The organism is Marinobacter sp. (assembly GCF_040882185.1).
GTDB lineage: Bacteria > Pseudomonadota > Gammaproteobacteria > Pseudomonadales > Oleiphilaceae > Marinobacter.
Map to the genome: position 1 here is coordinate 191,386 of NZ_JBBEBW010000036.1, position 21,177 is coordinate 212,562.

At 53.3% G+C, this 21,177-nt stretch carries 17 protein-coding genes; 10 read left to right on the forward strand and 7 right to left on the reverse strand.

Translation table 11 applies throughout. The features are described from left to right. The first annotated feature begins 3 nt into the window (after nt 1-3). Nucleotides 4-1,788: a GspE/PulE family protein gene (locus WEB64_RS17635; protein ID WP_368059598.1), complete on the forward strand. Its 1,785-nt coding sequence runs from the start codon at nt 4-6 to the stop codon at nt 1,786-1,788. Here the strand turns inward: WEB64_RS17635 and WEB64_RS17640 are convergent. The 7 genes from WEB64_RS17640 to smrA form a co-directional block, all read right to left on the reverse strand. Further along, complete coding sequence (locus WEB64_RS17640; protein ID WP_368059596.1) at nt 1,699-2,913, reverse strand: DUF3080 domain-containing protein; 1,215 nt, start codon at nt 2,911-2,913, stop codon at nt 1,699-1,701. The genes WEB64_RS17635 and WEB64_RS17640 overlap by 90 nt on opposite strands. Then, the gene (gene mtnC, locus WEB64_RS17645) at nt 2,910-3,602 is read right to left on the reverse strand and encodes an acireductone synthase (RefSeq protein WP_368059594.1); all 693 of its coding nucleotides are present in this window, start codon (nt 3,600-3,602) and stop codon (nt 2,910-2,912) included. The genes WEB64_RS17640 and mtnC overlap by 4 nt, the downstream gene beginning before the upstream one ends. Next, a complete protein-coding gene (locus WEB64_RS17650) occupies nt 3,602-4,159 on the reverse strand; it encodes an acireductone dioxygenase (protein ID WP_368059592.1) in 558 nt (185 codons plus the stop codon). Before WEB64_RS17650 ends, mtnC begins: the two co-directional genes overlap by 1 nt. Continuing rightward, the gene (locus WEB64_RS17655) at nt 4,156-4,782 is read right to left on the reverse strand and encodes a methylthioribulose 1-phosphate dehydratase (RefSeq protein ID WP_368059590.1); all 627 of its coding nucleotides are present in this window, start codon (nt 4,780-4,782) and stop codon (nt 4,156-4,158) included. The genes WEB64_RS17650 and WEB64_RS17655 overlap by 4 nt, the downstream gene beginning before the upstream one ends. A 116-nt stretch (nt 4,783-4,898) precedes the next feature. Continuing rightward, nucleotides 4,899-7,097, reverse strand: a complete 2,199-nt coding sequence (locus WEB64_RS17660) for a molybdopterin cofactor-binding domain-containing protein (protein ID WP_368059588.1) — start codon at nt 7,095-7,097, stop codon at nt 4,899-4,901. A 1-nt stretch (nt 7,098) separates the two neighbouring features. Continuing rightward, the gene (locus tag WEB64_RS17665) at nt 7,099-7,614 is read right to left on the reverse strand and encodes a (2Fe-2S)-binding protein (RefSeq protein ID WP_368059586.1); all 516 of its coding nucleotides are present in this window, start codon (nt 7,612-7,614) and stop codon (nt 7,099-7,101) included. 61 nt (nt 7,615-7,675) lie between these two features. Beyond that, nucleotides 7,676-8,257, reverse strand: a complete 582-nt coding sequence (gene smrA / locus WEB64_RS17670; protein WP_368059584.1) for a DNA endonuclease SmrA — start codon at nt 8,255-8,257, stop codon at nt 7,676-7,678. A gap of 419 nt (nt 8,258-8,676) precedes the next feature. Here smrA and WEB64_RS17675 point away from each other — a divergent pair, with 419 nt between their 5' ends. The 9 genes from WEB64_RS17675 to WEB64_RS17715 all read left to right on the forward strand — a co-directional run bounded on the left by WEB64_RS17675 (nt 8,677) and on the right by WEB64_RS17715 (nt 21,116). After that, nucleotides 8,677-10,590 carry a putative nucleotidyltransferase substrate binding domain-containing protein gene (locus WEB64_RS17675; protein WP_368061031.1) on the forward strand — a complete coding sequence of 638 codons (1,914 nt, stop codon included), beginning with the start codon at nt 8,677-8,679 and terminating at the stop codon, nt 10,588-10,590. A 14-nt stretch (nt 10,591-10,604) separates the two neighbouring features. Beyond that, entirely contained in the window at nt 10,605-11,312 is a 708-nt protein-coding gene (locus WEB64_RS17680; protein WP_368061032.1) for a PolC-type DNA polymerase III, read from the forward strand. A gap of 231 nt (nt 11,313-11,543) precedes the next feature. After that, complete coding sequence (locus WEB64_RS17685) at nt 11,544-11,807, forward strand: DUF4212 domain-containing protein (protein WP_368061033.1); 264 nt, start codon at nt 11,544-11,546, stop codon at nt 11,805-11,807. Between the two features lie 5 nt (nt 11,808-11,812). Beyond that, nucleotides 11,813-13,579, forward strand: coding sequence for a sodium:solute symporter family protein (locus tag WEB64_RS17690; RefSeq protein WP_368061034.1), 1,767 nt, complete (start codon nt 11,813-11,815; stop codon nt 13,577-13,579). A 94-nt stretch (nt 13,580-13,673) separates the two neighbouring features. Continuing rightward, nucleotides 13,674-14,177, forward strand: coding sequence for a hypothetical protein (locus WEB64_RS17695; protein ID WP_368061035.1), 504 nt, complete (start codon nt 13,674-13,676; stop codon nt 14,175-14,177). 195 nt (nt 14,178-14,372) lie between these two features. Then, complete coding sequence (locus WEB64_RS17700; protein WP_368061036.1) at nt 14,373-17,891, forward strand: NahK/ErcS family hybrid sensor histidine kinase/response regulator; 3,519 nt, start codon at nt 14,373-14,375, stop codon at nt 17,889-17,891. Then, the gene (locus WEB64_RS17705) at nt 17,888-19,531 is read left to right on the forward strand and encodes a tetratricopeptide repeat protein (protein ID WP_368061037.1); all 1,644 of its coding nucleotides are present in this window, start codon (nt 17,888-17,890) and stop codon (nt 19,529-19,531) included. Before WEB64_RS17700 ends, WEB64_RS17705 begins: the two co-directional genes overlap by 4 nt. After that, nucleotides 19,524-20,243, forward strand: a complete 720-nt coding sequence (locus WEB64_RS17710) for a sensor histidine kinase (RefSeq protein ID WP_368061038.1) — start codon at nt 19,524-19,526, stop codon at nt 20,241-20,243. Before WEB64_RS17705 ends, WEB64_RS17710 begins: the two co-directional genes overlap by 8 nt. A gap of 132 nt (nt 20,244-20,375) precedes the next feature. Beyond that, nucleotides 20,376-21,116, forward strand: coding sequence for a response regulator (locus WEB64_RS17715; protein ID WP_368061039.1), 741 nt, complete (start codon nt 20,376-20,378; stop codon nt 21,114-21,116). Nucleotides 21,117-21,177: the final 61 nt, after the last annotated feature.

Genomic DNA, 21,177 nt, shown 5'->3' on the forward strand with positions numbered 1-21,177 from the left:
TTAATGGCCGACCACCCACTTCCGGCGCCACACCGATCAACGCTTACCCTTAGGGACGTATGCTCAGCATTGGTAAGCAGTGGCGAGGTGGATCAAGAGGAAGCCGAACGCATTATGGCCGCCAATCTGGGGGCTGAAAGCGCCTCCAGGCACCCGCTGGAAATCGTCGCGATTGCCGCGCCCACGAGTTTGAAAAGCAAGCGTTCGCTGGACCTTGAGCGGCTCACCCACTGGCTTGCGGATTGGTCGCAACAGCCCTATTACCATATCGATCCCCTCAAGATCGATACTCCCGCAATTGCAAAGGCGATGTCCTACGCCTTTGCCCAGCGCCACGGCATCCTGGCGGTGGAAATCCGCAAGGATGAGGCGCTGATTGCCAGTGCAGAACCGTTCAAAAGTGATTGGGAAGCCAACCTTCGCCATGTTCTGCAGAAAGACGTCAAACGGGTAGTCGCAAACCCGGAAGATATCCGCCGTTACACCGTGGAGTTTTATCAGCTCGCCAGCTCAGTCAGTAAAGCAAGTTCCGGGCAGGGCAAGAGCGCGGGCGGCAATCTTCACAACTTTGAGCAGTTGTTGGACATTGGTAGTGGCAGCGATCCGGACGCCAATGACCAGCATGTGGTCAAAATCGTCGACTGGTTGCTGCAATACGCCTATGACCAGCGCGCCAGCGATATCCATATAGAGCCTAGACGTGGGGTGGTACAGGTTCGCTTTCGCATCGATGGTGTGCTTCACAATGTCTATGAATTTCCGGAACAGGTCGGCGTTGCAGTCACCAGTCGCCTGAAAATTCTTGGCCGGCTTAACGTCGCAGAAAAACGGCGGCCCCAGGATGGTCGTATTAAAACCCGCAAGCCTGATAACAGCGAGGTCGAGCTTCGTCTTGCCACAATGCCAACCGCCTTTGGCGAAAAAATGGTGATGCGGATATTTGATCCGGAAGTGTTACTCAAAGGCTTCGAACAATTGGGGTTCTCGAGAGAGGACCGAAGCCGCTGGAAGGACATAACCGGCAGGCCCCACGGCATAGTACTGGTCACTGGACCCACGGGTTCCGGTAAAACCACCACGTTGTACTCCACTCTGAAACAACTCGCCACCTCAGAAGTGAATGTCTGCACCATCGAAGATCCCATTGAGATGGTAGAGCCGGCATTTAACCAGATGCAGGTACAGTCCAACATTGATCTGACCTTTGCTGCAGGGGTGCGCTCCTTATTGCGCCAGGACCCGGATATCATCATGATTGGTGAGATTCGTGACCTGGAAACAGCAGAAATGGCGGTGCAGGCGGCCCTCACCGGACACCTTGTACTATCGACGCTGCACACCAATGACTCACCAAGTGCCATAACACGCCTTCTGGAACTGGGCATACCCGCCTACCTTATCCGCGCTACCGTACTCGGGGTCATGGCCCAGCGTCTGGTCCGCACACTTTGCCCTCACTGTAAAAGCCCGGGGCCCGTTGATGAAGAGGCGTGGGCGAGTTTAACCAGACCCTGGAAGGCCGCCCCGCCGAAAGAATTCTACCGACCAGTGGGTTGCCTGGAGTGTCGTAACACAGGTTACATGGGGCGCGCAGGTGTGTACGAAATTCTGCAACTGTCCAGCGAACTGGTCGGCCAGATTGATGAACGCTGCGAGCTGGAACAGCTCCGGGTTAAAGCCTATAAGGATGGCATGAAATCACTGCGCCTGAGCGGAGCCCAAAAGGTCGCGGCTGGCCAAACCACGGTCGAGGAAATCCTTCGGGTGACGCCGGAAAGCCAGCGTTGAGGCGTTTCGTTTCCGGGCTTGGGCGGTTGGCCTCATACCGCATTGCTCCAGTAACGACTGCCAGGCTTCGGTGTGCTGTTGCACCGCTTTGTCCAATCGTTGCCACAAGCCGTCTTCCGCAGTAACACTCAACGTAGTCCGATAATATGATTCGAAACTTGCTGGCATGACCTCGCGCTGTTGCGTCGCAAGCTCTGTGAGTGGCGCAACCACTGTATCCCGGTGGCGGCGTACGGAAGCGAGATAAGGCTGAATTTTCTCGATGTACACACTGAAGAACATCGACTGGACAATTCTGGCCTGTTCATTCGGCTGGCCTCCAATGCACAGGGGTCTGCCTTCGAGACGCTGGGCAATCAGGCCCGTCCCGTCGGTGAGCCTCGCAATCACTAATCTTGCACTGTTAATCAACTGGCCAGCTTTGTGCTCCGAGAGCCAGCTCTGATGCACATTTCCCAGGTAATCCAGATCCTGATCAAGCTGCCCGGCATTTAAAGCTGCAACGGTTTGATTCAGTTGTCTGAGATCATTTGTCAACTCAGCGCTGGCAGGAGCCTCAACCGGCAACCTGCCCTTGGCCGAAGTGAACAAGGACTCGATTTCTTCTACTCCCCAGGTGGCATTCCAAATGGCAAGAGGCAAAGATTTCTGTTTACTCGCGATGGCTTTTTGAAGGTCCGAAGCAAGCTCTTCATTTTCGATGCTTGGCAGACACTTGCGGGCTGCCTGGATAAAGCGGACTTCATAGCGCAAGCGGTTTAGCGGCTGCATCACCCGGCCCATGATTGACGCTTTTTCGCCAACCACGCGTTGAAGCTCACAACCATAGAGCGACAGAAAATCAAGCATACCGAGCTCGGTGACGGGAATCGCCAAAGTGCGATCGCGGGGCCTGGGGAGAGGTTTAACATCAGGAATCTCCGAAAAGACCGGAGCCAACTCGAGCACCCGGCCAACGCGCTCGACATACTCTTCCATCATGTCATCAGGTGCGTCAAACGGACTGCAGCCCGCCAGCAATAACAGGCACACGAACATACTGCTTGTGCGAGTATTGGCCACGACGCCCCCGAAGATAATCAGTACGTCCTTGCACATAAAGGTAAGGCGGTTCGCAAAGTTCAACGCACTTTGAGCACCGCATCCACTTCAGAGAAATCACGCATGACCGGGCGGTCGGTTACCGGCAGGCTTCCCTCTCGGACCAGCCATGCTGTCTTGATTCCCACCGCCTCCGCAGCCTCAAGTTCCGCCTCAATATCGGAGAGGAACAAAACCGTTACAGGCTCGAGCCCGAGCTCGTCCAGAATGTTCTGATACGAAGCCGACTCTTTTTTAGGCCCCATGCGCGTATCGAAATAGCCACTGAAACAGGGCGTCAGGTCGCCATACTCGCTGAAGCCGAAGATCAGTTTCTGAGCCTTGACAGAGCCGGAAGAATAGACGTACAGACGCAAACCCCGATCATGCCAGTGGGTAAGATATTCGGCAGCGTCGGCGTAGACATGGCCTTTGAAGGCGCCCTTTTGGTAACCCTGCTCCCACAGCATTCCCTGCAGGGCTTTCAATGACGTTTCCTTGCGATCCTCCCGAATCCAGTCGAGCAACACTTCAACCAGCTTATCGACAGCGTCTGCCGGTTGGCCGGACTGAGCCGCCACCACATCCAACTGCTCGCGAATGGCAGGATTATCAGCAACCCCCTCCTTAACGAACTCGGCCATGTGTTCAGCGGCATAGGGAAAAAGCACCTCATGTACGAACGAAATCGAGCTGGTGGTGCCCTCGATATCGGTCAGCACTACCCTGATCATCAGGCCGCTCCAGTCAGTTGTTCATAGCGAGGTAGCTGGCTTGCGATATCTTCACCGGTGAAATCCGCTACCCAGCCTTCCGGATTGGTGAACAGCCGAATCGCTGTGAATTCGGGCTCTGGCCCCATGTCAAACCAGTGACGGGTGCCGTTCGGCACGCTGATCAAGTCATTTTTCTGGCACAGAACCGCATAAACTGATTCTCCAAAGTGGAGGTAGAACAAGCCCTGCCCTCGTACAAAAAAGCGCACTTCATCTTCGCTATGGGTGTGCTCATCAAGAAATTTCTTGCGGAAAGCATCCTTCTGGGGATTATCTGCGCTGAGGCTGATCACGTCGGCGGTCTGGAAACCACATTCCGCTTTCAGACCTTCTATTTCCTCGCGATAAGCTTCGAGCACTTGCCCCTGGCTGGCGTCTGCAGGTAAATCACGGGTTGGCCACTGCTCAAACCGTACCCCCTGCTCTGACAGTAATTCAGCAATCCTGGGTGGGTTATCCGTTACTGTTTCCGGGCTTGTCGGAGCGCCTTCCTGATAAATAGTCAACGTTGTCATCGCAGAACCCTCATGGTTTCCAGTTCGCACTCAAATAAAAATTCAAAAGCCTCAATATGACGCAGACAGTCTGACATGGTGCGGCCCCAGGTATAAAGACCGTGACCACGGATGAGATATCCTGGCTGATCCGGATACGCCGCAAACCAGTCTTTCGTGGCTTCTGCCAGCTCGTCGATATTTTGGGTGTTTTCAAACACCGGGATAACCAGCGTGGATCGATGGGTATCCACGCCGTCAAAGGCTTTCTGAAGCTCATAATCCTTGAGCTGCAGCGGCTCGCCTGCTGGCAATAAGCGACTTAATACAGTGGCTTTTACTGAGTGGGTGTGCAGTACCACGCCTACCTCCGGGAAAATCTCATAAAGCACGGTATGGAGACGGGTTTCGGCGGACGACCGGCATTGGCTCTGGACCGGCTTGCCCGTCAGGTCGACCACCATCACGTCGCCAGAAGTAAGCTGGCCCTTGTGGCGTCCGGAGACGGTAATCGCAATATGCTCGTGATCGATTCTGGCGGAATAGTTACTGCTGGTAGCCGGAGACCAACCCCTCTGATACAGGAACTGTCCTGCCTCAATAATGGCCTGAGCGGCCTCGGCATAACGGGTGACGTCGAACACTGGGTATCCCCTGAAGTCTGGCAAGCATGAATAATCGCTGGCTTTATTATAAGGCGGCAGACCCCGCTCGCAAACGGTAACGGGTACTGACTGAAAAGCCGCGCTGGCCAAAGTCGTCAAACCGCCAGTGGCAGGATACGCTGACGCTTTCCGGTCAATGCAAACAGCGCGTTACCCAGAGCGGGAATAACGGGCGGCAGGCCTGGTTCGCCAACGCCGGTGGGCAATTCCCGGCTGTCGATAATGTCCACCCGTATGTCAGGCTTGGCGGCCATCGCCATCAACCGATAATCATGGAAGTTGCTCTCTTGGACAGAGCCGTTCTTCAGCGTGATCCTGCCGTACAACGCAGCAGTCAGGCCGAAGATAATGCCGCTTTCCATCTGATCCCGGACAATATCGGGGTTGACCACCTGCCCGCAGTCAACCACGCAAGCCACCTGGTGCACCTGTATTTCCCCTGCGCTGATGCTGGCTTCGACAACTTGTGCTACATAAGTCCCGAAACTCTGATGCAACGCGATGCCACGTGCCCTTCCGCTGGCGGGTGCATCTCCCCAATTGCCCAGTGCTGCCGCCCGCTCAAGAACGGCCAGGTGCCGTGGTTCATGGGCAATGAGCCGTCGACGGAATTCGAACGGGTCCTGTCCCAGCGAATGGGCCACCTCATCCATAAACGTCTCGACCGCAAAACCATTGTGGGAATGCCCCACTGAACGCCACCAGGTAATCGGTATGCCCGCGTCGGTGTGGGTATGGCGAATATTCAGGTTATCGACCAAATAGGGATAATCGATAGCCCCTTCTATCGCGGAAACGTCTTTGGGCGTTGCGATTCCCTCTGCCATCAACCCTACCGAGCCTAAGGTATCGTATAGAAATTTCGGAGCCCAGGGGTACTGGGCCGGAGCGGCATCCCGGACATACCAGTCAAGAATTTGCGGACCGACGATCTGATGGTGCCAACCCGTGAGCTCTCCGTTCCGGATGGCCGCTTTAAGACGGTGAAGCATGGCTGGGCGAAACCAGTCGTGTCGGGTATCTTCTTCCCGCGACCACAAAAGCTTGACCGGCCGACCCACGCGGAAAGCCACGGCCGCTACCTCACCAATGAAGTCCTGAGTCAGACGTCGACCGAAGCCACCCCCGATAAACGTGGTATGAATGGTGACATCTGCCGGTGAAAGATCCGTCACTCGGGCTACCGCGATACGGCCAATATCCGGCGCCTGAGTGGGAGCCCAGACTTCCATTTTGCCATCGCTATAACGGGCTGTGGCATTCATGGGCTCCAGGGTTGCATGGGCCAGAAAAGGCTGTTCATAGCTGGCCTCCAAAACCTCAGTCGCCTGTTCGAAAGCGTCGTCGATATCGCCTTCGCTCCGCTCTCTATCTCCTTCATCGTCGTCCGCTGCAGAGTAATAGCGCTCCATGACCTCGTCACTGGACAATGATAACGCATCGACCTCATCCCAGGTCACGGTGAGTTGCTGCTGGGCTTTACGAGCGCGCCAGTATTTGTCAGCAACAATGGCTACTCCGCCCGCGACCTCAAAGACGTCGATTACACCGGTCATTTCCCGAAGCCCACTGGCGTCGAAGGCCTTCACTCGGGCACCGATCCTCGGCGGGCGGGTTATCACTGCGTACACCATGCCTGGCAGCTCTACGTCAATGCCGTACTCGGCACTTCCGGTTACTTTGGCCTGGGCATCAAGCCGCCCTCGAACTTTGCCAATGTATTGCCATTGGGATGGAGTTTTCAGAACAGGATTTGATGGCACATTCTCCATTGCCGCGAGCTCAACCAACTGACCGAAGTTCAGCGTCTCCTGCCTGTTGGGGTGCGACACTCGCCCCTCGGCGACGGTACATTCGTTTGCAGGAACAGCCCAGACACGGGCTGCGGCGGCTACCAGCATGGCTTTGGCGGACGCACCGGCCAACCGCAAGGGCCCCCAGCTTGTGGCCAGACTTGTACTGCCACCGGTGAGCTGGAGCTTATACAGCGGATTCCGGTAGTCCGTATCCACCGGGGCGAATCTTGGCTGGACCTGATCAGGACGAACACCCAACTCCTCAGCGATCAATGTGGTCAATCCCGTATAGGTACCTTGCCCCATCTCTACTCTTGCCAGAGTGAAGAAGATCTCATCATCAGCGGTCAGCTCAAGCCAGGCATCCTGTGTCCAGTTGCCTTCAGATTCGAGACCTTCAGTTTGCGTCGTTCCACAGCCCGGAAGGGTGAATGCCAGTAACAGGCCACCTGTACTGGTACCCGAAGCTTTGAGGAAATCACGGCGAGTCATACTCATCTCAAACCTCAGGGCTGTTTACTACGGTCACTATGCCGGTTTCTGCTCCGCGCTCGATCCCATTCCGGGCTACCACGGACTGCACAGCGGCGAAGATTTTCGAGTAGGTGCCGCAACGACAAAGATTACCGCTCATGGCTGCGATGATGTCGTCATCAGAGGGCGAAGCGTTGGTGGCCAGTAGATGAGCGGCAGTCATTATCTGACCTGATTGGCAGTAGCCGCACTGGGGCACGCCATGATCTATCCACGCCTGTTGTAGCACGTGAAGTCTGCCTTTCTCCGGCAAGCCTTCAATGGTGGTAATGGACTGACCAGCAACCATGCTGACCGGGGTCGAACACGATCGCAAGGGCGTACCATTCATGTGCACAGTGCACGCGCCGCACAACCCAGCACCACAACCGAATTTGGTGCCTTTAAGACCAACTTCATCACGAAGCGCCCATAACAGCGGTGTGTCATCCTCGATATCGAGAGTGAATTCTTCCCCGTTGACAGTCAGTGCTATGGGCATCGTCCGCGCCTCCTGTTTCTCGCTCAGTCGTCCAGACATTCACCAAGCAAAGCACTTTGGCTCAATCGCCGCCATGAGCTTCACGGTTAAGCTGCTTTTTCAGGTCACTTTTGCGGATCATCACATAGACCGCACCCGTGCCCCCGTGGTGCTTCTGCGCTGAATGAAAAGCCAGTACGTCATCAAGTTCCGGCAGCCATTTGGCCAGGTAGCTTTTCAGTTGAGCAATTTTATCGGGGTTTCGCTCCCCTTTGCCGTGCAGTACCAGCACCGACCTCACACCATAACGAACACAGTCCTGAACAAAACCGTAAACTTCGCGGCGGGCTTCATCAACGGTCATTCGATGCAGGTCAAGCCGGGCCTCAATAGGGTACTGGCCTTGCCGAAGCTTTCGGAACACCCCATGCTGAATGCCTGGACGCTGCCAACTCAGAATATCGTGAGCAGTGAGCAACTCAACAGCATCAGCGGTTAATGGGTTGGTGTCACGCCTGGGTTGATCCAGAGCTGCCCGTTGCCGCTCCAGGTGGCCCGGCGTGAGTTCCCGGGGGGCTTTGACATCAGCGCGATTAGGGCGGCGGATGCGACGGACGTCGTGCATTTCCTGCAGAAAATCAAGGCGTTCATCTTTAGTAGTCATAGCGGTATCTGATGGAACGTAAGTATTGAAACTCTATCATTGGTTATACGACCAATAAAGAAAACCAGTTCCCGACGCTACCTTTTCCATAATTCAGGCTTATGCACTTCGCGTCTGGGCTACAATGCAAACAAAGTCCTGACCTTGTGTCCCGTCTGGCTAATTCGTTGACTTACTGCGTGACGCTGGGGTTTCTGGCCAAGGCGCCTGTCCGAAGGTATGGTGGCTCCATATCAAGGGCAGGCAACACCGGCCAGAAGCCACAGCGTCGCGCCCTTCGGGAGCCGCTGAGGGCATTGAAAGCCGCGTTGCAGCGTCTCGATTTGGAACCACCAAACCTTCGCCACTGCGCCTAGCTCTCAATGCCCTCAGCGGCTCAGTAGGTTAACGAATTAGCCAGACGGGACACTGGAGGAACCATGGAACACACTAACACCAGTATACGCCCGCAGAACACTCGGGCCATCATGGCATTTCTTCGGGAACACGCCCCTTTCTCCAGTATGGATGATGGCCACCTCGCCCATTTTGCCGAACATTCGACCCTGAAATACTACGCCGATGAGGATGTGGTGTTATGCCCTGAAGACGGCGCCGTGACGACCTTTAATGTCGTGAAGCAGGGCCGTATCCGGGGTGAGCGGCTGAAAAGTTCTGGAGGAGAGACCGAAACGACCTTCGAGATCAGTCAGGGTGAATGTTTTCCGCTGGCAGCTTTGATCGGGGAACGCCCTACCCGAACATTGCACCGGGCTGCTGGCGATACATTCTGCCTCAGCCTGGACCATGATGGCTTCGTTACCCTGTTTTCTGAAAGCGAACCGTTTCGTGATTTCTGTCTGCGAGGCGTGAGCAGTCTGCTTGATCAGGTCAACCGGCATATTCAGTCCGGCGCCATGGCGTCCATCAGCCCCACTACGTCCCTTGACACCCCACTGGACCGCTTTGCTATCCGCAATCCTATCGTATGTTCGCCTGACCTGCCGGTGCGAAAGGTCGTGGCAAGGATGCATGAGAACAACGTCGGCAGCATGATCATCACTGACGATAACCGTCATCCAACTGGGATATTTACCCTCCGGGATCTTCGCACCATGGTAGCCGAACAACAGGCAACCCTGGACGATCCGGTGAGCAAGGTCATGACGCCTGCGCCACGCTGCCTGCCGTCCACAGATCATGCCTTTGATGCCGCTTTGCTGATGGCGGAGCACCATTTTGCCCATTTGTGTGTGGTGGACTCGGAGGATCGCCTGATCGGCGTTGTTTCCGAGCGCGATCTGTTCTCACTCCAACGAGTGGGGCTTGTTCACCTGGCTCGCACCATTGGCACCGCAAGCCATTTACGCACCCTTGTAAGTTTACGAAGTGAGGTGTCCCGGCTAGTGGACACAATGCTTGCCCACGGCGCCGATTCTGGTCAGATTGTCAAAATAATAACCACGTTGAATGATGTGACGGTTCGGCGGGTGCTCGAGCTAAATATCAAAAAACATGATCCGGGTATCCCCTTCACCTGGCTGACATTCGGTAGTGAAGGCCGACAGGAGCAAACTCTTCTAACAGATCAGGATAATGGCATTTTGTTCGAAACGCCGGACGGAATGACAGAAGGCCAGGTCAGAGAGAAATTGCTGCCATTTGCCGAGAGGGTGAATCACGAACTGGCAGAATGCGGCTTTACCCTTTGCAAAGGCAACATCATGGCCAGCAATCCTAAACTGTGTCTGAGCAGCAACGAGTGGGACGACTGGTTTATCAGATTCATTGATGACTCGACGCCACAAAACCTGATTTATTCCTGTATTTTTCTCGATATGCGGGCGGTATTTGGTCCCGATAAACCTCTGGATGACCTACTGAAAAAAATCGTGAATCGAATCGAGAAAAACGGTCTGTTTCAGAAAATGCTGGCAGGGAACGCCGTCACCCGACGGCCGCCACTCACGGTTTTCAGAACGTTCAGATATGCGCCCGATGGCGAAAAAAACACCCTGGACCTGAAACGACAGGGGCTGGCACCTTTTGTTGAGGCGGTGCGAGTGTTTGCCCTTGCCAACGGCATTGAAGAGCCCAATACTCTTGAGCGCATGGATCGACTGGTAGAAAAAGGCGTTTTTGATCGTCAGGACGCGAGCGCATGGAAGGAGGCATATAGCCTCATACAGCTCATTCGTATGCGAACCCATCAGGAGCAACTGGCCGCACAACACCCGTTATCGAACTATATTAATCCAGATGACCTGAACCCACTGGACCGCCGTATTCTGCGTGAGTCTTTCCGCCAGGCCCAGCGTCTGCAACAGAAACTCGAGACAGCCTATTTGCTGTAATAACCGGATTCCTCATGCTGGACCAATTTAAAGACTGGCTTAACCGGCGCCTGACCGGCCCGGCAGAACACCACGACCTGCAACACTTGCCAGTTCCGAAGATAGCAGGCGGGCAGCATCTGTCAGACTGCCGCCTAATCGTGCTGGACCTGGAAACAACCGGGCTCAACCCGGCGAAGGACCATGTTATTGCCATAGGGGCCGTGGCGATCGATGGACTTAAAATTCCCTTGCACGATCAGTTCGATCTGATCCTCAAGCGCCCCGAACTTGATATCAGCGAAACGGTTCTGATTCACGGCATTACCCCGGAAGCGCTAGTTCGGGGGCATGAGACAGAGGATGCACTGCTTTATTTGCTGGAGTGGATGAATGGCGATCCCGTGCTGGCGTTTCATTCTGCTTTTGATCAGAAATTCCTCGAAAAATCTCTCAAGCATATGTTGGGTTATAACCAGCAACATACCTGGATTGATGTGGCCGAAATCATGCCGGCACTGTTTCCGGAAGCTGAAATGAACCGGGGTCGGCTCGACAACTGGATCGATCATTTCAGGCTTGATATCAGCGCCCGCCACCATGCTGCGGCGGATGCCATGGCAACGGCCGAATTGACGTTAATGGCGCTCAGCCGGGCATTGAGAAAGGATATTACGACGGTAGCGCAATTGACTGAGAAACTTCGGTTCTATCGACAGCTCAAAGCCATGAATCGCTATTAATCACCGCTAATGAATGTTTTGCAGCCATAACCTCCAAGCCAGACACATAACTTTGCTTTATTTCACAGAAACACCTGAGAAATTAGACCTTTTGCCAATATCTATAAAGCTGTTGCGCGGTAGAGTCTTAAGGGGTAACAAGTCGGAGGAGCACATGAAAATAATACTTCCTTCCACCAACCCCCTCTGAAACGTCTTGAGTGAACAATAACAACACTGGAGAGCTGTGTTATGTCCGAACATGCTGACAACGCTGTGAAGTACTGGAAGGCGAACCTTCGCCTTATTGTAGGGAGCATGGTCGTCTGGGCATTCGTGTCCTACGGCTGCGCTATTCTCTTTCGTCCTCTGCTGGCAGGTATCCAGTTTGGCGGCACAGACCTCGGGTTCTGGTTCGCCCAACAGGGTTCCATCCTCACGTTTATCGTTCTGATCTTCTTCTACGCCTGGAGAATGAACACTCTCGATAAACAATTCGGCCTGCACGAGGAGTAAGCACCATGAGTCAATTTGCCATTAACCTGATGTTTGTAGGTGGGTCATTCCTCCTCTACATCGCAATTGCGATCTGGGCGAAAGCCGGAAGCACGAAAGACTTTTACGTAGCAGGCGGTGGTATTCACCCTGTCACGAATGGTATGGCTATCGGTGCAGACTGGATGTCAGCTGCGTCCTTTATTTCCATGGCCGGTTTGATTGCTGCGGGCGGCTATGCCAACTCCACGTTCCTGATGGGCTGGACTGGTGGTTACGTACTCCTGGCGATGTTGCTGGCCCCTTACCTGCGTAAATTTGGCAAGTACACAGTACCCGAGTTTATCGGTGACCGGTTCTACAGCCGGAATGCACGCTTTGTTGCCGTCGCTTGTTTGATTGTGGCGTCTGTTACCTACGTAATCGGCCAGATGGCCGGTGCGGGTGTAGCGTTTTCGCGGTTCCTGGAAGTAGACTCAACCACAGGCTTGATGATTGCAGCCGTTGTGGTTTTCATCTATGCAGTTCTTGGCGGCATGAAAGGCATTACCTATACTCAGGTAGCCCAGTATTGCGTACTGATCGTTGCCTACACCATTCCAGCGGTGTTCATTTCGTTTCAACTGACTGGCAATGCGCTTCCTCCTCTCGGTCTGTTCTCAACTCACATCGACTCCGGCGTACCACTGCTCGAAAAACTGGATGAAGTGATCACGGCTCTGGGCTTCCGGGACTATACCGCTGACGTTGACAACAAACTGAACATGGTTCTGTTTACACTGTCTCTGATGATCGGTACCGCCGGTTTGCCACACGTCATTATTCGCTTCTTCACGGTACCCAAAGTAGCTGACGCTCGCTGGTCTGCTGGCTGGGCTCTGATCTTTATCGCCCTGCTTTACCTGACAGCGCCTGCCGTAGCTTCCATGGCTCGTCTGAACCTGATGACCACCATCTACCCTGATGGCGTTGAGAATCAGGCCATTGAGTATGAGCAACGCCCACAATGGGTTCGTGAATGGGAAGTTACCGGCCTGATCCAATTCGAGGACAAGAACAACGACGGCCGCATCCAGCACTACAACGAGACACCGGCCTTTGCTGAAGAAGCTGCTGCGCGTGGATGGGAAGGTAACGAGTTTACCTACAATAACGACATCCTCGTTCTGGCCAACCCGGAAATTGCTAACCTACCAGGCTGGGTAATCGGCCTGATCGCAGCGGGGGGTCTTGCAGCAGCGTTGTCGACGGCGGCAGGTTTGCTGTTGGCAATATCATCGGCAGTCAGTCACGACCTGATAAAGGGCGCCTTCAAACCGGACATTTCGGACAAGGGGGAGCTACTGGCAGCACGTATATCGATGGCTGTAGCCATAGTGGTGGCCACCTATCTCGGCGCAAACCCTCCTGGGTTCGCAGCACAGGTAGTGGCACTGGCGTTTGGTATCGCGGCTGCATCACTGTTCCCAGCGTTGATGATGGGTATATTCTCCAAGCGGGTTAACAACAAGGGCGCTATTGCTGGCATGCTGGCAGGCTTGGGTTCAACCCTGGTGTATATCTTCATCTTCCTGGGCTGGTTCTTCATCCCTGGCACCAACAACCTTGCCAACACTCCGGACAACTGGCTACTGGGCATTTCGCCCCTCTCCTTCGGTGCAATTGGTGCCATGATCAACTTCGCAGTCGCGTTCGTTGTCTCCAATGCAACAGAAGAGCCACCGGTTGAGATCCAGGAACTGGTTGAAAGCGTTCGTTATCCACGCGGCGCTGGCCAGGCAACTGACCACTAAGCAATAATAGAGCCTTGCGCAGATAGTCATCTGTAAAGGGTTGATCCAAAGCGGGCTTCCTCATTGAGGAGGCCCGTTTTTTTAAGGAAACATTATGTTTTGGGATTTGGTTGCGACGGTATTTGCCGGGCTGGGTGCTGCGGGTATTGCCTACGGCATTCGTGGTCTGACACTGAAAAAGGCGCCTAAGTGGATCATTCCTGTTTTTGCCGGTCTCGGCATGATGGGCTATCAGATCTATATCGAGTACACCTGGTTTGGGCATATGCAATCACGCCTACCTGCTGAGACTGAAGTTGTCAGCACAGTGGAAGACAAGGTTTTCTGGCGTCCCTGGAGCTATTTCGCCCCGCAGATTACCCGCTTTACAGTGCTGGATAAGTCCAGCATCTTACGAGATGTGGCGGGTGAAGATGTGGTGCAGTTTGTTTTGTACCGTTTCAAGAGCAGTTATGGTGATCGGGTTGCAGAAAAGGCCTATTTATTGAATTGCCAATCAAGAGAACTGGTTCCGGTTAGTGAAGCTGGCGAGCCTGAGGTTACAGGCATGAAAACTTTACCATCAGGCAACAAGCTTCTTGAGGCGGCCTGTCGTTAAGCAACCTTTAGTTCAATGTAGCGGGACACTCATCTGGCGTCCCGCAATCTTTAAACACGACTCACAAATCCCTACGCTGTCCCTTCGTTGTTTCCGCTACACTGTTGGCATTATTGAACGGATGTAACGACCGGCTATGACTTTGAATATCAATACCGTTGGAATGTCTCACTCGATGTGCGAGAAAGCCTCTTTATGCTAAGCGTATGGCTGCTTGTTCTAATTTCTATTGCTTATATTTCGCTGCTCTTCGCTATTGCATGGGCTGGTGACCGACACCCAGCCCTTTACCGCAAACGGTTTGCACGCACCCAAGTCTATGCACTGTCATTGGCAGTCTATTTCACATCATGGACTTTCTACGGTGCGGTCGGCCGTGCGACCCAAGAGGGGCTAGGTTTTCTGCCCATCTACCTCGGGCCCTTGCTGATCTTCGTCTTTGGTGCGCCTTTGCTTCGCCGCATCATATTCATTAGTAAACGCAGTAACAGCACATCCATAGCGGACTTCATTGCTTCTCGTTATGGCAAATCTCAATCTCTGGCCGCCATGATTGCCTTTATCGCGTTGGTCGGTAGCGTGCCGTATATCGCCTTGCAATTGAAAGCGATAGCTATGGGTTTCAGTATTTTATCGGACTCGGGAACCGCCACAGGCGAGCTCAGCCAGGCCGCCTGGGGTGATTCTGCCTGGTATATAACGATCGTGCTAACCGTATTCACCATTCTGTTCGGTACCCGTCACCTGGAGTCTACAGAGCACCATCGTGGCATGATCCAGGCCGTAGCTTTTGAGTCTGTTATCAAACTGGTGGCATTTGTTGCAGTCGGGCTCTTCGTCGGTTTCGGGCTCTATAACGGTTTCGGCGATCTGTTCTCCAAGATTGATGCTGCTGGTTTAATGGGCGTCTTGACGACGGACTCTATTGAGGCACCCGCATTCATCACGCAGACGCTTGTGGCCATGCTTGCCATCATCTGTCTGCCTCGCCAGTTCCACGTCATGGTTGTAGAGAATACCGATCACCGGGATTTTGAGACCGCTCGCTGGGCAATGCCGGCCTACCTCATTGTCGCCAGCGCTTTTGTCATTCCTATTGCCGGTGCAGGCTTGATGGCGCCGGGCGCAGACCTGACCAATCCCGATACACTTATTCTCAGCTTGCCCATCCTGGCTGGCGAGCATTGGCTGGCGATACTGGCATTTCTTGGAGGTGGTTCAGCGGCGGCTGCAATGGTTATCGTATGCTCAGTGGCTATTGCCACCATGGTGAGCAACGAAATCGTGATGCCGGCGCTGCTCAAGTTCTTCCGTCCAGGGATGAATAGGCGTGATGATTTAAGCTTTCTGTTGTTGACCATTCGCCGTGTGGCCATTTTCGGCGTACTACTGACAGCTTATGGCTTTTATCGGCTGGCTGGGGCCGATTACAGCCTGACGGCTTTTGGCCTGCTCTCGTTTGCTGCTGTCGCTCAGTTCGGCCCATCGCTGATTGGAGGGATCATCTGGCGACGAGGCAATCATACCGGCGCCGTCTGGGGACTTGCCTTCGGCTTTGCACTGTGGTGCTACACGCTATTGATCCCGGCTATGACATCGACAGGGTGGCTATCAGACACCCTTCTCGACGAGGGCCTCTGGGGACTAAGCTGGACTCGGCCAACCGCCCTGTTAGGACTTGAAGTAGACCGTGTAAGCCATGGCATTATCTGGAGCCTTGGCGTAAACACTTTCCTTTATATAACCCTGTCGTTTTTCACCCGACAGCGGGTACGAGAGAAAATCCAGATTGCTTCTTTCTTTCAGGATCCACAACCTCGCTCTGAAACACCCCAGCAGCAAGCCTGGGTAGGCGAAGTTCTGACCTCTGATCTTCAGGCTCTTGCGGATCGTTTTATGGGTGATGAGCGGGCCGACGCTCTCTTTCGCAATTACGAACGGCGGAACGCAATCAGACTCTCGCCACAGCGGCCAGCTTCGACACACCTGATGAAATACATTGAGCGGCAGCTTGCCTCGGTGATTGGCGCCTCGACGGCTCGTGTGGTGCTCGAGTCCACTCTCACCGGTCGGGACATGCAGATAGAAGACGTTGTCAGCATCGTGGATGAAGCATCCCAGGCCATGACCTTCAGCCGGGAATTACTTCAGTCTGCGATAGAGAATATCAGTCTCGGTGTTTCAGTCGTCAACCACCAGCAGCAACTCGTAGTCTGGAATCAACGTTACCTGGAGCTTTTCTCTTACCCGAGAGGGTTTGTACGGGCGGGACGAGCGGTTGAGGATCTGATGCGCTACAACCTGATGACCGCCAACCTCCCAGCCAGGAAAATCGATGACATTGTGGCTGATCGGTGCCGCGCAATGCGCAAGGGTGATCCGATGTCCTACGAACGTCACCGTCCCGACGGCACGGTTCTGAAAATTGAGGGTAGCCCTATTCCAGGTGGCGGCTACGTCACCACCTTCCAGGACATCACCGCCATGCGCCGGACGGAGCAGGCGCTAAAGGAAACCAATATCTACCTTGAGCAACGGGTAAAAGAGCGCACCCAGGAACTTCAGGTCATTAATGAACAGATGCTGAAAGCTAAATCCGTGGCGGAGCAGGCAAATCAGAGCAAAACCCGCTTTCTCGCCTCCGCGAGTCATGATCTCCTGCAGCCACTGAACGCTGCCCGCCTGTTTACTTCGGCCCTGTCAGGCAAGGCGCAATCCGGTGAGGTCCGGGAACTTGTCGAGCACATTGACAGCTCTCTGGGTGCTGCGGAGGAGATCATCAGCACTCTACTGGATATTTCCAAATTGGACGCAGGAGCGCTTGAGCCTCAGATCAGTTGCTTCCCGGTGACTGATATGCTCAGCCACTTATCTACAGAGTTCGCTGCCATCGCCGCAGATCAAAAGCTCGTGCTGGATCTCGTGCCCAGCAGCGCCTGGGTCAGGTCAGATGCAAAATTGCTGCGCCGGGTGATACAAAACTTCCTTTCCAATGCCATACGTTACACCCCCAATGGCAGAATTCTGCTTGGTTGCAGGAGACTTAATGGATACTTGAGAATCGAGGTATGGGACACAGGGCCAGGCATTCCAGAAGATCAACTTGCGCGTATCTTTGAAGAATTCCGCAGACTTCAACACGGTCGCGACAAAAAAGGCCTTGGTCTCGGACTTGCGATCGTTGATCGTATCAGCGGCATGCTTAATCATCCGGTGAACGTCCGCTCTGTCCAGGGTCGAGGCAGCGTTTTTGGCATCACTGTGCCTATAACACCGGCGGTGATCTCTGCAGCATCAAATGCTAAACCAACGCGCAGCACTCGAGGCCTCTCCACCCTTAATGGCCTGCATGTTCTGTGTATTGATAATGATGCCAATATTCTCGATGGGATGAAGGCGTTACTTGGAAATTGGCATTGCCGTGTCACTGTCGCAGAAAGCCTCGAGCACGCTGGCGAACAACTGAACGGAACAGCACCGGACATCATACTTGCCGACTATCAGCTTGATGAAGGCAGAAATGGTCTCGATGCCATGGATGCCCTGCGTTCAGATTATGACAGCAAACTTCCCGGTATACTGATTACAGGCTACATGGGAGTAGAAGTTCGCGACGACGCCGTCGAACGGGGTTATCAGATACTTTACAAACCCGTAAAGCCAGCAGCGCTCCGGGCGCTTGTAAATAAACTGTTAAAACCAAAACGGTCATGACGATAGCTCCTGGCGTAATGGCCACTCAAGGCTTTCAAAAGCTCCGGTTCCTGATCATTGATGACTTTGACAACTTCAGGGTGTCCATGCGACAGATTCTTCGGAGTTTGAGCGTCGATAAAGTGGAAACTGCCTCAACTGGAAACGTCGCGATCCATCTCTGTACCTACGAACATTTCGACGTTGTCTTGTGCGACTATAATCTCGGCGCGGGGAAAAACGGCCAGCACATTCTTGAAGAACTTCGACATAGAAAACTTCTCAAGCGGTCTTCACTTTTCCTAATGGTGACCGCAGAAACTTCAAAAGAGATGGTAATGGGCGCAAGGGAGTATCAACCGGACGCTTATCTGGCGAAGCCTGTAAATCGTGCGATGCTGGAGAGTCGACTAACAAGCCTTATTGCACAACGCTCAGCCTTATTGCCTATCAACAAGGAACTTGATCTGGAGAATATACCTGAAGCTATTTCCCTGTGCGTTAAAGCGATCCCCATACACCCACGATACAAATCCTGGTTAATGAAGACCTTGGCTGACCTTTATATCAGAGTCGGCGACTACGCCCATGCGAGAAAAATATATCACAGTGTGCTCGCGCAGAGAGACATCTCCTGGGCCCAATTAGGTAAATGCAAAGTGCTGTTGGCCGAACAGGCCTATGACGAGGCGAAAATGGAGCTCCAGGACCTCATCACAAAACATCCAGATTTCATGGAAGCGTATGATGTGCTGGCCGATACTCTAACCCGAGACGGCAAACCCAGTGAAGCTCAACGAATTCTGGAGAAAGCGACGGAGCTATCTCCCAACGTGCTATTACGGCATAAAACGCTGGCCGAATTAGCGACCTCAAACCAGAACATCGAGACCGCAGCTGCAGCATGGCGTCGCACCGTAAAGCTTGGAGCCCACTCCATTCATGACGGTGCGGACCATTACCTGTCCCTTGGCCGAACGCTTTCTGAGGTGAGTGAGGGAGACCTCTCTGACACTGGACGGAGCCAAGCAGATGAGGCGATTCTGGCCCTGAAAAAAATGACAAACCGGTTTCCTGACATCGCTGATATCGAAACCCAGAGCTTGCTCATTCAAGCCAGGATTCACAAGGGTCAAAATCGTGAGAAAGATGCCTACGAGTGCCTTGCTCAAGCAGAGGCCTCAGTTGAGCAGGACATGATGACTGCGGACTTGGGCCTGGAACTGGGTAAGACGCTCTTTCATCTGGACCGACCAGAGCGCGCTGAGAGCCTTTTAAATAAACTCGCTCAGCGGTTCGAAGCCGATCCTGTCACAGTTCATAAAATTGAGAACCTGCTCGACGAGCCCGTTGGTTTCAAGGAAAAACTTCATGCCCGGTCACTTAATCGACAGGGCATTAGAGCTTTTGAGGCGGGCTCATTGGACAAAGCAGTAGAGGCGTTCAGGAAGGCACTGACGATTGTTCCCTCCCATACCGCTCTGAACCTGAACCTCGTTCAAGTTCTTATGAAACAAATGTCAGAAGGCGGTGCGCCCCCTGACACCATCAAGCAGTGCCAGCAATGCCTTTTCGCATTGGCCAATCTCCCGACGCAACATCAGCAATATCGCCGCTACCTCGAATTGCGGAAAAAATTGGAGGCTATAAGTCATGCCTGAAAATAAAAAATCTTTCGAAATCAATTCAGTAATTGATGAGCAATCGATCGATTTTTCTTTCGTGATCGCTTCAGCTGTGCATGATATGAAGAATTCCCTTGGCATGCTGCTTCACTCACTTGATGAGTTGCGCCAAGAGTATGCTGAAACCCTACCGAACTCTTCCCGTTTCAACACTCTGCAATATGAAACTGAGCGTGTTCACAGTGACCTGGTTCAACTACTGGGCTTATATCGCCTGGGTGAGAAAACACTGTCCGCCCATACGGAAGAGCATTTTGTTCCCGACTTTTTAAGCGAGCAGCTCGCCCGCCACCAACCACTGCTGAACGGCCATGATATTCAATACAATATTGAGTCCGGCGACATCAATGGTTTCTTCGATAAGGATCTTCTGACAGGCGTGCTTAATAACACCATTAATAATGCAATTCGCTATACCCGTGGGAAAATTTTGTTTACTGCCGATCAGCGGGGCGACTACCTTGTGATCGGAGTAGAAGACGACGGTGAAGGCTATCCGTCTCATATGCAAGAAGCAGGCGCCACACTGCCCGGAGCCCTGAATTTCGCAAATGGCAGCACGAGTCTGGGATTGTATTTCGCGTCATCTGTTGCCCGCTTACACCGCGAAGGTGATCGCTCAGGGTTCATCAAGCTTCATAATCAAGGCCAGCTCGGTGGAGGAGTTTTTGAAATCTGGCTACCCTGAAGCCTACTACTTACGAAAATAGAAATTTGAAGCTTGCTTTGACCGTTCCACCTCATTCACGTGAGCTGAGCCCTCAAGGGATTGATTCAGTCTAATACTGGGTCGGGGTCTTGGTGTTACAGGGAGACCGACATGCCTCGGGGCCACGCACTTGTTGTTGATGATTCATCAACAGCTCGAATTTTGTTAGCTCGCTTACTAGAACGCGCAAATATCACGACGAAGAGCGTTGCTTCAGCGGAAGAAGCGTTAAGCCGTCTTGAAAACGAACAGTTCGATATTATTTTTCTTGATCATCTCTTGCCCGGCATGAACGGTTTCGAGGCTCTGGAAGCCATAAAGAACAATCCTGAAACCAGGGATACCCCGGTATTCATGTATACCTCACAGAACGCTGAGCGGTACTTGAGCGAAGCCAAAGCCCGAGGTGCTGCCGGTGTGATTGGAAAACAGGTTAGCCGAGACCAGCTTCTTCAAACGCTTGAAGACATATTTGCTGGAAAACCGGAACTGAATGATCAGGAATTTTTCCCCGAAGAGGTCCTTGCCTTAGGCAGCGCAGAGCCTGTGCAAACAAGAAGGTTGACTGGCAGGCTTGCAACTCTCGAGATTGCCTATGAAGAAACTCATGATGAACTCAGGCAACTCAGACAAACCATGATAAGGATGGAACTCTCCCATCAGGAGAATCTCCACACTAACCAACGTCGAATGAAGTGGGTATGGGTGACCACCTGCCTGGGCTTTACTGTTGTTGCTGTTTTACTTGGTCTTCAGGTAACAGAGCTCTCCGTTGTTATTGAAGGAGTGAACAAGCAACTAAGCGTTATGCAGGAAATGATCAACAACCTTGTAGATCTGGTTGAAAGATAAAGATTCCACTTATCAGCACAAGTTCGGCGCAGCCGCGTCTTGTTGATGGGCCTCGTTCAGG

Coding starts and splice junctions, on each gene's coding strand:
- WEB64_RS17695 (WP_368061035.1), top strand. CDS start 13,674: ATGTTTTGGGATTTGGTTGCGACGGTATTTGCCGGGCTGGGTGCTGCG.
- WEB64_RS17635 (WP_368059598.1), top strand. CDS start 4: ATGGCCGACCACCCACTTCCGGCGCCACACCGATCAACGCTTACCCTT.
- WEB64_RS17660 (WP_368059588.1), bottom strand. CDS start 7,097: ATGAGTATGACTCGCCGTGATTTCCTCAAAGCTTCGGGTACCAGTACA.
- WEB64_RS17715 (WP_368061039.1), top strand. CDS start 20,376: ATGCCTCGGGGCCACGCACTTGTTGTTGATGATTCATCAACAGCTCGA.
- mtnC (WP_368059594.1), bottom strand. CDS start 3,602: ATGATCAGGGTAGTGCTGACCGATATCGAGGGCACCACCAGCTCGATT.
- WEB64_RS17680 (WP_368061032.1), top strand. CDS start 10,605: ATGCTGGACCAATTTAAAGACTGGCTTAACCGGCGCCTGACCGGCCCG.
- WEB64_RS17685 (WP_368061033.1), top strand. CDS start 11,544: ATGTCCGAACATGCTGACAACGCTGTGAAGTACTGGAAGGCGAACCTT.
- WEB64_RS17705 (WP_368061037.1), top strand. CDS start 17,888: ATGACGATAGCTCCTGGCGTAATGGCCACTCAAGGCTTTCAAAAGCTC.
- smrA (WP_368059584.1), bottom strand. CDS start 8,257: ATGACTACTAAAGATGAACGCCTTGATTTTCTGCAGGAAATGCACGAC.
- WEB64_RS17690 (WP_368061034.1), top strand. CDS start 11,813: ATGAGTCAATTTGCCATTAACCTGATGTTTGTAGGTGGGTCATTCCTC.
- WEB64_RS17665 (WP_368059586.1), bottom strand. CDS start 7,614: ATGCCCATAGCACTGACTGTCAACGGGGAAGAATTCACTCTCGATATC.
- WEB64_RS17710 (WP_368061038.1), top strand. CDS start 19,524: ATGCCTGAAAATAAAAAATCTTTCGAAATCAATTCAGTAATTGATGAG.
- WEB64_RS17700 (WP_368061036.1), top strand. CDS start 14,373: ATGCTAAGCGTATGGCTGCTTGTTCTAATTTCTATTGCTTATATTTCG.
- WEB64_RS17650 (WP_368059592.1), bottom strand. CDS start 4,159: ATGACAACGTTGACTATTTATCAGGAAGGCGCTCCGACAAGCCCGGAA.
- WEB64_RS17675 (WP_368061031.1), top strand. CDS start 8,677: ATGGAACACACTAACACCAGTATACGCCCGCAGAACACTCGGGCCATC.